The organism is Citrobacter sp. Cb041, assembly GCF_030336655.1.
In the GTDB taxonomy this organism is placed as follows: Bacteria; Pseudomonadota; Gammaproteobacteria; order Enterobacterales; family Enterobacteriaceae; genus Citrobacter; species Citrobacter braakii.
Genome location: NZ_JAOWDD010000028.1, coordinates 63,929 through 78,116, shown reverse-complemented (window position 1 = coordinate 78,116; position 14,188 = coordinate 63,929). Strand labels below are relative to the sequence as shown.

The window sequence follows — 14,188 nt, the reverse complement described above, 5'->3', positions numbered from 1 at the left end:
CCGACTTTTTTCATTGCTTACTTCATTAATACTTCAACAAATTTAGCCAGCCATTGCGGATGCGCGGGCCATGCAGGCGCGGTAATCAGATTGCCATCCACGTGGGCTTGATCAATGCCGATATCTGCGTAATGCCCGCCGCTCAGACGAACTTCTGGCGCACAGGCCGGATAGGCGCTACAGGTCCGGTTTTCTAACACCCCCGCCGCCGCTAATAGCTGAGGTCCATGACAGACCGCGGCGATAGGCTTACCGGCAGCGTTGAAATCTTGCACCAGCTTAATAACATCCGGATTCAGCCGGAGATATTCCGGAGCACGTCCGCCGGGGATCAGCAGCGCGTCGTAATCGGTGGCCCGCACCTCGGCAAAATTCGCATTCAGCGTAAAACGATGACCCGGTTTTTCACTGTAGGTCTGCGCCCCATCAAAATCATGAATAGCGGTTTGAACGTAGTCCCCCTGACTTTTATCCGGACAGACGGCATCAACACGATGGCCCAGCATCTGCAACGCCTGAAAAGGCACCATCGTTTCATAATCTTCGACATAATCGCCGACCAGCATCAGTATCTTCTTCATTCACATCCCCCGCTCACGGTTATTAATGATGAGAAATAACGGCCATCTTTACTATAGCCCACGCATTTCACGACATTAATAAATACCGCAGGACACGCCGTCACCGGACGTCTGAAGGGGGTTGCCCCTGACGGCGCGCCCTGTTGTTAATACCTGAAGTTTCTATCACTCCCAGGCTTGCTCAGATTTCGCGGAGTCAAACTGCGGCGGCGGCTTGCGGAAACGTCCGGTCAGGTAGGCGAGATACACCAACCCCACGCCAGCCCATACCAGTCCCAGCGTCAGCGATGTCACCTCCAGGTTCACCCACAGTACGGCAACGGTGGCGGCGCCGACCATTGGCAATACCAGGTAGTGCAACTTTTCCTGCCAGGTATGCTTACGCCCTTCACGACGCCAGAAGTGGTTAAACACGGACAAATTAACGAACGTAAAGGCCACCAGCGCGCCAAAGTTAATCAACGCCGTGGCGGTCACCAGGTCAAAAAACAGGGCCGAGAGTGCCACAATCCCGACCATAATGACGTTCAACGCAGGTGTACGCCATTTCGGATGGACATAGCCGAAGTACTTCTCCGGGAAGACGTTATCGCGGCCCATCACGTACAGCAGACGCGAAACGCTGGCATGGGATGCCAGACCTGACGCCAGCGTATTCACAAAGGTCGTACACAAGAAAATAGACTGGAACAGTTTGCCGCCAACGTACAGCGCAATCTCCGGCAGCGCCGCGTCCGGGTCTTTAAATCGGCTAATATCCGGAAAGAACAGCTGCATAAAGAACGAGGCGGCAATGAAGATCAGTCCGCCGTAAAGCGCGGTAAGGAAAATAGCTTTTGGAATGGTACGCGCGGCATCCGGTGTCTCTTCAGAGAGCGTGGTTACCGCATCAAAACCGAGAAACGAGAAGCAGACGATGGTCGCCCCGGTGATAATCGGGATCAAATGCGCATTCTGGCTGATAAACGGTTGCAGCGACCAGACGGTCCCAACCCCTTCGCCTTTGTGCAGCCCCTGCACCACGAGAACAATGAACACCACGATTATCGCAACCTGCACCAGTACAAACAGCGCATTGAAGTTCGCCACCAGATTAACGCTTTTCAAATTGGCCGCGGTGAGGATCGCTACAAACATCACTACCCAAATCCATGGCGCAACGCCCGGGAACAGCGCGGAAAGGTAAATTTTCGCCAGCAGGACGTTAATCATCGGCAGGAACAGGTAATCAAGCAGTGACGACCAGCCGACCATAAACCCCACATGCGGGTTGATCGCTTTTTGCGCATAGGTGTAGGCCGAACCGGCTTGTGGAAACTGGCGTACCAGCTTTCCGTAACTGATGGCGGTAAACAGCACGCCCGCCAGGGCCAGCAGATAGGAGGCCGGAACATGGCCATTGCTGATACCCGAAACAATACCAAAAGTGTCAAATACCGTCATCGGTGTGAGATAGGCCAGCCCCATCACCACCACCTGCCACAGCTTGAGGGATTTACGCAACTGTGCTTTGCCCGGCTGGGCCGCGAGATCCACAGAAGAATTAGTCGACATAGCTTTCCTCCCCGCCACGGGCCCAGATCTGCGTTCGAAACGTGGGTACAGCAGACCTGGGTCGTGTCGGGGTGGAAAGCCAAAAGAAAGGCGTCAATGTTGCACGGCACAGATGCGGTCCGTACTTACTGCGGGAGCCATGGATGCTCACGCGGGGCGGTTTTTTAAACATTGGCATCATCACATTTCCTCGTCACAAACTCTGTCGGTTATCTGAAGACCCGTTGTCGCAAGCCGCTCCATTACGCGACATCCGGGAAATGGCAGGTGATCCTGCAATATTGACGGGCTGGCTCCGCTCAGACCGCATGATGCGACTTCTTTTTTTCAATGACTAAACAATGCGACAGGCCCGACAAACATTACGCCGCCGGGCCACTTTCCTGTCAGGCGTTTTTCAGCATCCACTCAATTTCAGTGTCGGTAATCAGGCGTTCAAACTGGATCAGTTCATCGTGTTTACAGGCGTGATACACATGGCTAAAACGCTCCCCGAGCAACTCACGCAGACTGTCATTTTGCATGAACTCCCACAGCGCATCGCTCTGGCGGATCGGGAACGGTAGCCCTTCCTGCTCCAGGCCGTTGCCTTCCACCTCTTCCTGCAACGGCAGCTCGTTATCCAGACCATGCAGGATCCCCGCCAGAATGGTCGACATCACCAGATACGGGTTGGCGTCAGCCCCCGCCACGCGATATTCAACCCGATGGTTATCACGATCGCCGCAGGGAATGCGCAGCGCCACCGTACGGTTGTTGTGCCCCCAGGAAGCCTGGGTCGGAACATACATCCCCGGCTGGAAGCGGCGATAAGAGTTCACATTCGGCGCCAGCAGCGCCATTGACGCGGGCATCAGATCAATCATCCCGGCAAGCGCACGTTTAAGTAACGCGGAATCATCGCCATTCGCATCGGCCAACACGTTCTCGCCTTTATTATTCATAATGCTGATGTGGATATGCATTCCGCTACCGGCATGCTCCTCATAAGGTTTTGCCATAAACGTGGCATGCATCTTATGTTTCTCCGCCACCAGCCGTACCAGGCGTTTCAGCGCCAGCGCGTCATCGCAGGCGTCGAGTACGTTATCGGTATGGTAGAGGTTGATTTCAAACTGCCCAGGGGAGGCTTCAGCCACCGCGCCGTCAGCCGGGATCAGCTGCAAACGGGCCAGTTCATCGATATCGTTCAGCACATCAGCAAAGTGGTTCAGGTTATCAACCGAGTAAACCTGACTTTGCGTATTCCGATCGTCCGTTCCCGGCGCGCACGGCGGCTGCAGATAACCTTCGGGATCGCGCTTACGATCGAGTAAATAGAACTCCAGCTCTACCGCTACGACGGGGAACAGACCGCGCTGGCGAAGTTTCTGCCAGAGTCGGTTAAGTACGTTCCGCGGCTCAACGTCAAAGGGAGCGCCATCTTCATCCAGCATCGTCAGCATCATCTGCGCAATACATTCCGGATCGGCGGCCGAAGGCGTTAACGTGCCAGGCACCGGGACACAGGTCCGATCCGGTTCGCCAAGCTCCTGGCCTAATCCCGCCTCTTCGACCACATTGCCAAGAATATCCATCGCGAAAACGGATGCCGGGAAATAGCAGCCTTTCTCTAACTTGTGTAATCCCGCAACGGGAATGCGTTTACCACGAAAACAACCATTCAGGTCGGTTAACAGCACATCCACGAACTGCGTGTTGGGATAGCGCTCCAGATACTGCTTAACTTCACGCGCAAACGCGCTACTTCGTCTCTCTTCAGAATGCTGAACAAAATTCTCAACTTCTACGATATTGGTTTCCATGATTCACCGCCGTTGGCCTGTAAGCTGTTCTGTGATTTGACTGTTAAATATAATGTCCACTCTTCGACTCTGGATGCAAACAAATTGTTTGTCAAATGTTAAATTAAGTTTGCTAGAAGGTTATTCCGCTGCTAGATTGAGAAAATAATGAACGGAATGGCATAACAAGGAACCGTTTGGCAATAATTTATTCCAAAACGTGAGGTCGATCATGGGCAATATATTTGACAAGCCAGTTATTGGTGTAGTGATGTGTAGGAACAGGCTTAAGGGTCACGAGACCCAGACTCTGCAAGAAAAGTACCTGAATGCAGTATTAAACGCCGGTGGATTACCGATAGCGATTCCCCATGCGCTTGCGGAACCCGAATTACTGAACGCGCTGTTACCGAAACTGGATGGTATCTTCCTGCCAGGAAGCCCAAGCAATGTGCAGCCGCACCTTTATGGTGAAAATGGCGATGAGTCTGACGCCGATCCCGGGCGTGATCTTCTGAGCATGGCGCTAATCACCGCCGGGCTCGAAAGGCGCATTCCCATTTTCGCCATCTGCCGGGGCTTACAGGAATTAGTTGTCGCCACTGGCGGGACTCTGTATCGTCGCCTGTGCGATCACTCACAGTTCCTGGAACATCGTGAAGATGCGGAACTCCCGGTGGAGCAGCAATATGCGCCATCTCATGAAGTCCAGGTTCAACAGGGAGGATTGCTATCTCAGCTAATACCAGGTTGCAGCACGTTTTGGGTTAACTCCTTGCATGGTCAGGGCGCAAAAACCCTTGGCCCGCAACTGCGCGTGGAAGCACGCTCGCAGGATGGATTAGTGGAAGCAGCCAGCGTTCACGACCATCCTTTCGCGCTTGGCGTGCAGTGGCACCCGGAATGGAACAGTAGCGAATACGCCCTGTCGCGTTTGTTACTTGAAGGTTTTATCACCGCTTGTCAGAACCACCTCGCTGAAAAACAGCGACTCTGACCACTACAGTTAAGGAAATGCAATTATGAGCGATGACGGCCTGGCGCCGGGTAAACGTTTGTCAGAGATCCGCCAGCAATTGGGTCTTTCACAGCGTCGTGCCGCCGAACTGTCTGGGTTAACGCATAGCGCCATCAGCACCATAGAGCAGGATAAAGTCAGTCCTGCCATCAGTACGCTGCAAAAGCTATTGAAAGTTTATGGGCTGTCGCTCTCCGAGTTCTTCGCGGAACCGGAAAAGCCTGACGAACCGCAGGTGGTTATCAATCAGGATGATTTGATTGAGATCGGGAGTCAGGGAGTATCCATGAAGCTGGTACACAACGGAAATCCGAATCGTACGCTGGCCATGATGTTTGAAACCTATCAGCCAGGTACGACAACCGGGGAGAGAATTAAACACCAGGGTGAAGAGATTGGGACAATACTGGAAGGTGAAGTGATACTGACCATCAACGGTCAAACGTATCATCTTGTTGCAGGGCAAAGTTATGCCATTAACACCGGTATACCACACAGCTTCAGCAACACCTCGGCAGGGATCTGCCGCATCATCAGTGCCCACACTCCTACCACTTTCTAATAAGTAGCGGCCTGAGTTTCTCAGGCCTTCTTAAATAACGCGCATTAACAGGGTACATCCCTGGGGCATCGTGCAGCCTGATTTTGCCTGAAAAGATCAGCAACGAACTTTATCTTATTGATATAAAAGGAGTAGCTATGAACTTTCAGAATCTTAAATATTGGCGTGAAAAAGCCAGCCATTATTCGCCGGAGACCCGTTTATTTATTAACGGCGAATATTGCGCAGCCGCCGATAACGAAACCTTTATTACGCAGGATCCGGCAGGACAACGTCCGCTCGCCAAAGTCGCCCGCGGCAAAAAAGCAGATGTAGACCGAGCGGTCACCGCAGCCCGCACCGTGTTTGAACGCGGAGACTGGTCGCAAGCATCACCCGCAGAGCGCAAGGCAGTCCTGCAGAAGTTCGCCGATTTAATGGAGCAGCATCACGAGGAGCTGGCGCTACTGGAAACGCTCGACACCGGTAAACCGATTCGCCATAGCCTGCGTGATGATATTCCAGGCGCGGCACGCGCCATCCGTTGGTACGCCGAAGCAATAGATAAAGTCTATGGCGAAGTGGCCACCACCTCGGTGAGCGATCTGGCGCTGATTGTGCGCGAGCCGGTGGGCGTCATTGCGGCCATCGTGCCCTGGAATTTTCCCCTGCTGCTGGCCTGCTGGAAACTTGGCCCGGCACTGGCTGCAGGCAACAGCGTGATCCTCAAACCTTCAGAAAAATCACCGCTGACCGCCATTCGCCTTGCTGCGTTGGCAAAAAAAGCAGGTTTGCCCGATGGTGTTCTCAGCGTGGTGAGCGGATATGGCCACGAAGCGGGCCAGGCGTTGTCGCAGCATCCGGATGTTGATGTGATCACCTTTACCGGCTCGACCCGCACCGGCAAGCAACTGCTCAAAGACGCTGGCGACAGCAATATGAAACGTGTCTGGCTGGAGGCCGGTGGTAAAAGTGCCAACATCGTTTTTGCCGACTGCCCGGATCTGCCGAAAGCCGCCGCCAATGCTGCAGCAGGCATCTTCTATAACCAGGGTCAGGTCTGTATCGCCGGTACGCGTCTGTTACTGGAAGAGAGTATTGCCGACGAGTTCATCGCCCTGCTGAAAGAGCAGGCGAAAAACTGGCAGCCGGGCAACCCGCTGGATCCGGAAACCACGATGGGCACGCTTATCGACAACGCGCATGCCGACACCGTGCACGGTTTTATTCGCGACGGTGAAGCACAAGGCACGCTGGCGCTGGATGGTCGCAGCCACGTACACCCAGCGGCTATCGGCCCGACTATTTTTGTCGATACAGCCCCGCAAGCCCACGTCAGCCGCGATGAGATTTTCGGCCCGGTACTGGTCGTCACCCGTTTTAGCAGCGAAGCCGAAGCCCTGGCGCTGGCCAACGACAGTGACTACGGCCTGGGGGCCGCGGTCTGGACCCGCGATCTGTCGCGCGCCCACCGCATGAGTCGTCGCCTGAAGGCCGGTTCGGTCTTCGTTAATAACTACAACGATGGTGATATGACTGTGCCGTTCGGCGGTTATAAGCAAAGCGGCAACGGGCGCGATAAGTCCCTGCATGCACTGGAAAAATTTAGCGAACTGAAAACCATTTGGATCTCCCTGGAGCCTTAATCATGACTGAACATACCAGCAGTTATTACGCCGCAAGCGCCAATCAGTACGAACCGTTTCCCACCCTTAGCGAGTCGGTTAGCTGTGATGTTTGCGTCGTGGGCGGTGGATATACCGGTCTCTCCTCCGCCCTGCACTTAGCGGAGATGGGTTACGACGTAGTGCTACTGGAATCCGCGCGTATCGGCTTCGGGGCCAGCGGACGTAACGGCGGTCAGTTGGTGAACTCCTACAGTCGCGATATCGACGTCATCGAGCGCACCTATGGCCCGGACGCCGCCAAAATGCTTGGCAGCATGATGTTTGAAGGCGGTAATATCATCCGCGAACGTATCAAGCGTTATCAGATCGAATGCGACTATCGCCCCGGCGGACTGTTTGTGGCGCTGAACCACAAGCAGATGGAAACGCTGGAGGAGCAGAAGTCGAACTGGGAACGCTATGGCAACACGCAGCTTGAACTGTTAGACAGCAGCGAAATTCGTCGCGAAGTCAGCAGCGATCGTTATGTCGGCGCGCTGCTCGACCACAGCGGTGGTCATATTCATCCGCTGAACCTGGCGATTGGCGAAGCTAACGCCATTCGTCTGAACGGCGGGCGCGTCTTCGAACAGTCGCCGGTCACCCGTATCCAGCACACCAGCCCGGCGGTGGTCAGCACCGAAAAAGGTCAGGTTACGGCCCGCTTTGTGATCGTCGCGGGCAACGCCTACCTCGGCGACAAACTGGAGCCTGCGCTGGCAAAAAGCAGCATGCCATGCGGCACACAGGTGTTAACTACCGAACCGTTGTCTGCGGAGATGGCGCGCTCGCTGATTCCTAAAAACTACTGCGTGGAAGATTGTAACTATCTGCTGGATTACTACCGTCTGACCGGTGATAACCGCCTGTTGTACGGCGGCGGCGTGGTCTACGGCGCCCGCGATCCGGACGATATTGAACGTCTGGTAATGCCGAAACTGCTGAAAACCTTCCCGCAATTGCAGGGGGTAAAAATTGATTACCGCTGGACCGGTAATTTCCTGTTAACGCTATCTCGCATGCCGCAGTTTGGCCGTCTTGATACCAACATTTACTATATGCAGGGCTACAGCGGCCACGGCGTGACCTGTACCCACCTGGCAGGACGTCTGATTTCTGAACTGCTGCGCGGGGATGCCGAGCGCTTTGACGCTTTCGCCAAACTGCCGCACTACCCGTTCCCAGGGGGTCGCAGCCTGCGCATTCCGTTTACCGCCATGGGGGCGGCATATTACAGCTTACGCGATCGCCTTGGGGTTTAAGTTCTTCCGCAATAAACCCGACGCACAGGGCGGTCTCCCCTGTGCGTTTTTTTATTCCCGGACAGTGAAAAACAGGTAACGGGCACGAAAATATCGCAATAGGACATAACCCTACACTTTGCATTGTTTATCCCCGCTGATCGGATAGGCTTTTTTAGATTATCGCTGGCGATGTGGCCAGAACTCAACGGGGGAAGAAACGCGTGTTATGAATACGAATAACGAGGAGACCTTTTATCAGGCGATGCGCCGCAAAGGGGTGAGTCGACGCAGTTTTCTTAAATATTGCAGCCTCGCAGCAACATCGCTTGGGCTGGGAGCCGCAATGACGCCCAGAATAGCCTGGGCGCTGGAAAACAAACCCCGGATCCCGGTCGTCTGGATCCACGGGCTGGAATGCACCTGTTGCACCGAATCATTTATCCGCTCCTCTCACCCACTCGCCAAAGACGTCATCCTCTCCCTGATTTCTCTTGATTACGACGACACCCTGATGGCCGCCGCCGGAACGCAGGCCGAAGAGGTATTTGAAGACATTCTGAGCCGCTACCACGGCCGATACATTCTGGCCGTCGAGGGCAATCCTCCGCTGGGTGAACAAGGAATGTTCTGCATCAGCGGCGGGCGACCGTTTATTGAAAAGCTAAAAAGAGCTGCGGCAGGCGCCAGCGCGATTATCGCCTGGGGAACCTGTGCCTCCTGGGGCTGCGTGCAGGCCGCCCGGCCTAATCCAACCCAGGCAACGCCGATCGATAAGGTGATCACCGATAAGCCAATCGTGAAAGTGCCCGGCTGCCCGCCGATTCCGGATGTCATGAGCGCCATCATTACCTATATGGTGACGTTTGATCGTCTGCCTGAACTCGATCGTTTGGGGCGTCCGCTGATGTTCTATGGTCAGCGTATTCACGACAAATGCTACCGCCGCGCCCACTTTGACGCCGGGGAGTTCGTTGAGAGTTGGGACGATGACGCTGCCCGAAAAGGCTATTGCCTGTACAAAATGGGCTGCAAAGGGCCTACCACTTATAACGCCTGCTCCACCACCCGCTGGAATGGCGGCGTTTCTTTCCCCATCCAGTCCGGTCATGGGTGTCTGGGATGTTCAGAGAACGGCTTCTGGGATCGCGGTTCGTTCTACAGCCGCGTGGTCGATATCCCGCAGATGGGGACGCATTCAACCGCCGATACCGTGGGCCTCACCGCGCTTGGCGTGGTGGCCGCCAGCGTCGGTGTCCACGCAGTCGCCAGCGCCGTCAATCAACATAACCGCCACAAACAGCAATTAGCCGACGCCGGACAACAGTCGCCAGACAATGAGGATAAACAGGCATGAGCAATTCGTATCAAACCCAGGGATATACGGTCAATAATGCCGGCCGGCGCCTGGTTGTCGACCCCATTACGCGCATTGAAGGCCATATGCGTTGTGAGGTGAACATTGATGAGCAGAACATCATCACCAACGCGGTGTCCTGCGGCACCATGTTCCGTGGACTGGAAATTATTCTGCAAGGGCGCGACCCGCGCGATGCCTGGGCGTTTGTCGAACGAATTTGCGGGGTGTGCACTGGCGTACATGCGCTCGCATCGGTCTATGCCATTGAAGATGCCATTGGCATCAAGGTGCCCGACAACGCCAACATCATTCGCAATATTATGCTGGCGACGCTGTGGTGCCACGACCACCTGGTCCACTTTTACCAGCTAGCCGGAATGGACTGGATTGACGTTCTGAATGCCCTGAAAGCCGATCCGCGCGCAACATCGCAGTTGGCACAAAGCCTTTCTGCCTGGCCGATGTCCTCCCCAGGCTACTTCTTTGACGTACAAAACCGCCTGAAGAAATTTGTCGACGGCGGTCAGTTGGGGATTTTCCGCAACGGTTATTGGGGACATCCGCAGTACAAACTGTCGCCAGAGGCTAACCTGATGGGCTTTGCCCATTATCTGGAAGCGCTCGATTTTCAGCGCGAGATTATCAAAATCCATACGGTGTTTGGCGGCAAGAATCCGCATCCTAACTGGATTGTCGGCGGCATGCCATGCGCTATCAATATCGATCAGAGCGGCGCGGTTGGCGCGGTCGATATGGAACGTCTTAACCTGGTACAGTCGATCATCACCCGCACCGCCGACTTCATCAACAACGTCATGGTTCCTGACGCGCTGGCTATCGGCCAGTTCAACAAACCCTGGAGCCAGATTGGCACCGGGCTGTCTGATAAGTGCGTCTTAAGCTACGGCGCGTTCCCGGATATTGCCAACGACTTCAGCGCGAAGAGCCTGTTGATGCCTGGCGGCGCGGTCATTAACGGTGATTTTAACAATGTCATGCCGGTGGATCTGGCCGATCAGCAGCAAATTCAGGAGTTTGTCGATCATGCCTGGTACCGTTATCCGGACGATCAATTAGGTCGTCACCCGTTCGAGGGGATTACTGAACCCTGGTACAACCCCGGCGATGTCAAAGGCAGCGATACCGATATCCAGCAGCTCAACGAACAGGAACGCTACTCGTGGATTAAAGCCCCGCGCTGGCGCGGACACGCCATGGAAGTTGGACCGTTGGCGCGTACGCTGATTGCCTATCACAAAGGGGATGCCGCCACGATTGAATCCGTCGATCGCATGATGTCCGCACTCAAACTGCCGCTGTCGGGTATGCAGTCGACGCTGGGGCGTATTTTGTGCCGCGCGCACGAGGCGCAGTGGGCCGTGAGCAAGCTGCAATATTTCTTCGACAAGCTGATGACCAACCTGAAAAACGGCAATCTGGCTACGGCGAATACCGAAAAATGGGAGCCTGCAAGCTGGCCGCAGCAGTGCCGTGGGATCGGTTTTACCGAGGCGCCGCGCGGAGCACTCGGTCACTGGGCGTCGATTCGCGACCAGAAGATCGACGTGTATCAGTGCGTAGTGCCGACCACCTGGAATGCCAGCCCGCGCGATCCGAAGGGGCAAATTGGCGCCTACGAGGCGGCGTTGATGGGCACCCAAATGGCGATACCGGATCAACCGCTGGAGATCCTGCGCACCTTGCACAGCTTCGACCCCTGCCTGGCATGTTCAACCCACGTCCTCGGCGACGACGGCAGCGAACTTATCGCAGTCCAGGTTCGCTAAGCGTTAAGGAACGGAACGATGACTGGAAAGATATCCCCACGCGTCGGGGAGGCGCGTGATACCGCCGTCAGCCACTATGTGTTTGAAGCGCCCGTACGCTTGTGGCACTGGCTGACAGTGGGCTGCATGTTGGTTTTGATGGTAACCGGATACTTCATTGGCCGACCACTGCCGTCGGTCAACGGCGAAGCCACTTACCTGTTCTACATGGGCGACATCCGGTTAGTGCATTTCGCCGCAGCCATGGTGTTTACGGTGATACTGCTGGGTCGCATTTACTGGGCCTTCGTCGGCAATCGCTATTCACGCGAGCTGTTTATCGTGCCGGTCTGGCGTCGCAGCTGGTGGCAGGGTGCCTTTTCGGTGGTGCGCTGGTATCTGTTTCTGGAAAAAAAACCGGGAGAAGATATCGGCCATAACCCCGTCGCGCAGGCGGCGATGTTCGGTTATTTCCTGCTCTCAGTTTTTATGATCCTCACCGGTTTTGCCTTATACAGCGAGCATAGCCAGTACGCCATTTTTACCCCCTTCCACTATGTGACGGAGTTTTTCTACTGGACCGGCGGTAACTCTCTCGATATCCACAGCTGGCATCGGTTGGGGATGTGGTTCATCGCCGCCTTCATCATCGGTCATGTGTATATGGCTATCCGCGAGGACATCATGTCTGACGATACAGTCATCTCAACCATGATCAACGGCTATCGTAGCCACAAATTTGCCAAACGCCAGCACGATAAGGGGGCGTCATGAGCGAACCTAACGTCATCGTGATGGGCTTAGGCAACCTGCTGTGGGCAGATGAAGGATTTGGCATTCGCGTCGCCGAGCGCCTGTACGCCCACTATCACTGGCCAGAATGGGTAGAGATTGTCGACGGCGGCACGCAAGGGCTGAATCTGCTGGGCTACGTTGAGCAGGCCAGCCATTTGTTGCTGCTGGACGCTATCGACTACGGACTCGCGCCAGGCACTTTGCAATCCTACGCCGGTGAACAAGTCCCCAGTTACCTCAGCGCCAAAAAAATGAGTCTGCATCAGAACAGCTTCTCCGAAGTGCTTGCTCTGGCGGAGATTCGCGGTCATCTGCCCGCCCACATCGCCCTCGTAGGGCTACAGCCGGTGCAGCTGGACGACTATGGCGGCAGCCTGACCGACATCGCGCGCGCTCAGCTCCCGGCGGCAGAACAAGCCGCGCTAAGGCAACTGGCCGCGTGGGGCATCGCGCCACAGACAATCGATGAAACGCGCTGCCTGAACTATGAATGCCTGTCGCTGGAAAACTATGAAGGCGTGCGTATTCGCCAGTATCGTGTAACGCTGGAGAGATAAGCAACATGTTGAATGACAAACCATTTTCTGCGTTATGGCAACGTATGCTGGCGCGCGGCTGGCAACCGCTGACCGCATCTGAACTGGATGACTGGGTAACGCGTGTGCGTGATGGCGTGGTGCTGCTCAGTAGCGATCCCCGCCGCACGCCAGAAGTCAGCGATAACCCGGTAATGATTGCCGAGTTGCTCCGCGAGTTTCCCCAGTTTGACTGGCAAATCGCTATGGCGGATCTCGAGCACAGCGAGGCTATCGGCGATCGTTTTGGCGTATTCCGCTTCCCGGCCACGCTGGTATTTATCCACGGCGAGCTGCGCGGCATTCTCAGCGGCATCCATCCGTGGGCCGACCTGCTCAACCTGATGCACCCCCTCGTTGAAGAACGCATCCCCCGGAGCCTGCAAGATGAGTGATACCTTTTTTCATCTGCTGGGACCGGGAACCCAGCCGGGCGATGACAGCTTCAGCATGAATCCCTTGCCCCTCACCTGCCAGGTCAACAGCAGCCCCAGCATGGCGAGGCTGGAAAACTGTCCGCACAGCCCGGCGGTGATGGCATTGTTAGCCGACGTGCGCCACCAGCTTAGCCAGAAAATCCCCGCAAAACAGGACGTGCTGGGATGGGATTTATCCACGCTCAACGCAGACGACCTCACGTTTTTGAATACGCTGCTCGGCGAAGGCGAAGTTTCCGTGCGTATCCAGCAGGCTGACGGCAGAGCGAGCGAGATTCAGGAGTCGATTTTCTGCGGAATCTGGCGGGTGCGTTGCCAGAATAACTTGGGTCAATGGGAGGAGCATCTGGAGGCAGGCAGTGCGCCACGGGCGCTGTGGCAGGCAGCAACAATCACGACGCTGCCAGACGATAGCCTGTTGCCTCCGCCCGTCGATGGGTTGATGAATGGCCTGACGCTGGCCCAGGAACTGCTGGCGCACGTGCGCGATCCGGCCACGCAACCTCATAGCATTAACCTCACCCAACTCCCGGTTAGCGATGCGGATCGCCAGTTCCTCTCCCGCCTGTGTGGCGAAGGGCGCATTCAGATCCGCACCATCGGCTACGGCGAGAGCCAAATCGACGCCACGGCGCTGCGCCATGTCTGGCATGTGCGCTGTCTGGATACCCTGAAAGGGCTTCTGCTCGAGAGTTATGAGATCTGTCCATTACCGGAACTGGTACTGGCTGCTCCAGAGGATCTGCTCGACTCGCTCCAGCGCCTGGATGAAGTCTGTAGCTGGCTGGCATCCGGCCCGCCGGCCTGATCCCCTTCTCCCGACCCGCATACTTTTCTGCTGCGGGTCTGGCGTTTTCTTCCTTATCTAT

13 protein-coding genes are annotated in these 14,188 nt (G+C 55.6%); 10 read left to right on the top strand and 3 right to left on the bottom strand.

The annotated features are described in order from the left end of the window. Positions 1-17: 17 nt before the first annotated feature. The 3 genes from OGV52_RS02940 to OGV52_RS02930 all read right to left on the bottom strand — a co-directional run bounded on the left by OGV52_RS02940 (position 18) and on the right by OGV52_RS02930 (position 3,940). A complete protein-coding gene (locus tag OGV52_RS02940) occupies positions 18-581 on the bottom strand; it encodes a DJ-1/PfpI family protein (protein ID WP_049281633.1) in 564 nt (187 codons plus the stop codon). Positions 582-746: 165 nt separating this feature from the next. After that, complete coding sequence (locus OGV52_RS02935; RefSeq protein WP_047498299.1) at positions 747-2,135, bottom strand: APC family permease; 1,389 nt, start codon at positions 2,133-2,135, stop codon at positions 747-749. A gap of 386 nt (positions 2,136-2,521) precedes the next feature. Further along, complete coding sequence (locus OGV52_RS02930) at positions 2,522-3,940, bottom strand: glutamine synthetase family protein (protein WP_046276299.1); 1,419 nt, start codon at positions 3,938-3,940, stop codon at positions 2,522-2,524. 211 nt (positions 3,941-4,151) lie between these two features. Between OGV52_RS02930 and puuD the strand changes: the two genes are divergently transcribed. The 10 genes from puuD (at position 4,152) to OGV52_RS02880 (ending at position 14,127) form a co-directional block, all read left to right on the top strand. Continuing rightward, complete coding sequence (gene puuD / locus OGV52_RS02925; RefSeq protein ID WP_016151914.1) at positions 4,152-4,916, top strand: gamma-glutamyl-gamma-aminobutyrate hydrolase; 765 nt, start codon at positions 4,152-4,154, stop codon at positions 4,914-4,916. A gap of 25 nt (positions 4,917-4,941) precedes the next feature. Further along, on the top strand, positions 4,942-5,499 hold the full coding sequence (puuR, locus tag OGV52_RS02920) for an HTH-type transcriptional regulator PuuR (protein WP_016151913.1): 558 nt from the start codon (positions 4,942-4,944) through the stop codon (positions 5,497-5,499). 137 nt (positions 5,500-5,636) lie between these two features. Beyond that, positions 5,637-7,124, top strand: a complete 1,488-nt coding sequence (gene puuC / locus OGV52_RS02915; RefSeq protein WP_080859997.1) for an aldehyde dehydrogenase PuuC — start codon at positions 5,637-5,639, stop codon at positions 7,122-7,124. 2 nt (positions 7,125-7,126) lie between these two features. Further along, on the top strand, positions 7,127-8,407 hold the full coding sequence (locus tag OGV52_RS02910) for an NAD(P)/FAD-dependent oxidoreductase (RefSeq protein ID WP_016155784.1): 1,281 nt from the start codon (positions 7,127-7,129) through the stop codon (positions 8,405-8,407). A gap of 208 nt (positions 8,408-8,615) precedes the next feature. Continuing rightward, a complete protein-coding gene (hyaA, locus tag OGV52_RS02905; RefSeq protein WP_046276297.1) occupies positions 8,616-9,743 on the top strand; it encodes a hydrogenase 1 small subunit in 1,128 nt (375 codons plus the stop codon). Then, positions 9,740-11,533 carry a Ni/Fe-hydrogenase large subunit gene (hyaB, locus tag OGV52_RS02900; protein WP_016155782.1) on the top strand — a complete coding sequence of 598 codons (1,794 nt, stop codon included), beginning with the start codon at positions 9,740-9,742 and terminating at the stop codon, positions 11,531-11,533. Before hyaA ends, hyaB begins: the two co-directional genes overlap by 4 nt. An 18-nt stretch (positions 11,534-11,551) precedes the next feature. Then, positions 11,552-12,286 (top strand): Ni/Fe-hydrogenase b-type cytochrome subunit, encoded by a 735-nt coding sequence (hyaC, locus tag OGV52_RS02895; protein WP_286454953.1) that lies wholly within the window; start codon positions 11,552-11,554, stop codon positions 12,284-12,286. Next, positions 12,283-12,864, top strand: coding sequence for a hydrogenase 1 maturation protease (gene hyaD, locus OGV52_RS02890; protein ID WP_046276295.1), 582 nt, complete (start codon positions 12,283-12,285; stop codon positions 12,862-12,864). Before hyaC ends, hyaD begins: the two co-directional genes overlap by 4 nt. A gap of 5 nt (positions 12,865-12,869) precedes the next feature. Beyond that, positions 12,870-13,277 carry a hydrogenase-1 operon protein HyaE gene (gene hyaE, locus OGV52_RS02885; RefSeq protein WP_287108059.1) on the top strand — a complete coding sequence of 136 codons (408 nt, stop codon included), beginning with the start codon at positions 12,870-12,872 and terminating at the stop codon, positions 13,275-13,277. Then, entirely contained in the window at positions 13,270-14,127 is an 858-nt protein-coding gene (locus tag OGV52_RS02880; RefSeq protein ID WP_204552793.1) for a hydrogenase expression/formation protein, read from the top strand. The genes hyaE and OGV52_RS02880 overlap by 8 nt, the downstream gene beginning before the upstream one ends. Positions 14,128-14,188 lie beyond the last annotated feature (61 nt).

Excerpts from the sequence above, each read along its gene's own strand:
- OGV52_RS02940 (WP_049281633.1), bottom strand. The coding sequence starts at position 581 with ATGAAGAAGATACTGATGCTGGTCGGCGATTATGTCGAAGATTATGAA.
- OGV52_RS02935 (WP_047498299.1), bottom strand. The coding sequence starts at position 2,135 with ATGTCGACTAATTCTTCTGTGGATCTCGCGGCCCAGCCGGGCAAAGCA.
- OGV52_RS02930 (WP_046276299.1), bottom strand. The coding sequence starts at position 3,940 with ATGGAAACCAATATCGTAGAAGTTGAGAATTTTGTTCAGCATTCTGAA.
- puuD (WP_016151914.1), top strand. The coding sequence starts at position 4,152 with ATGGGCAATATATTTGACAAGCCAGTTATTGGTGTAGTGATGTGTAGG.
- puuR (WP_016151913.1), top strand. The coding sequence starts at position 4,942 with ATGAGCGATGACGGCCTGGCGCCGGGTAAACGTTTGTCAGAGATCCGC.
- puuC (WP_080859997.1), top strand. The coding sequence starts at position 5,637 with ATGAACTTTCAGAATCTTAAATATTGGCGTGAAAAAGCCAGCCATTAT.
- OGV52_RS02910 (WP_016155784.1), top strand. The coding sequence starts at position 7,127 with ATGACTGAACATACCAGCAGTTATTACGCCGCAAGCGCCAATCAGTAC.
- hyaA (WP_046276297.1), top strand. The coding sequence starts at position 8,616 with ATGAATACGAATAACGAGGAGACCTTTTATCAGGCGATGCGCCGCAAA.
- hyaB (WP_016155782.1), top strand. The coding sequence starts at position 9,740 with ATGAGCAATTCGTATCAAACCCAGGGATATACGGTCAATAATGCCGGC.
- hyaC (WP_286454953.1), top strand. The coding sequence starts at position 11,552 with ATGACTGGAAAGATATCCCCACGCGTCGGGGAGGCGCGTGATACCGCC.
- hyaD (WP_046276295.1), top strand. The coding sequence starts at position 12,283 with ATGAGCGAACCTAACGTCATCGTGATGGGCTTAGGCAACCTGCTGTGG.
- hyaE (WP_287108059.1), top strand. The coding sequence starts at position 12,870 with ATGTTGAATGACAAACCATTTTCTGCGTTATGGCAACGTATGCTGGCG.
- OGV52_RS02880 (WP_204552793.1), top strand. The coding sequence starts at position 13,270 with ATGAGTGATACCTTTTTTCATCTGCTGGGACCGGGAACCCAGCCGGGC.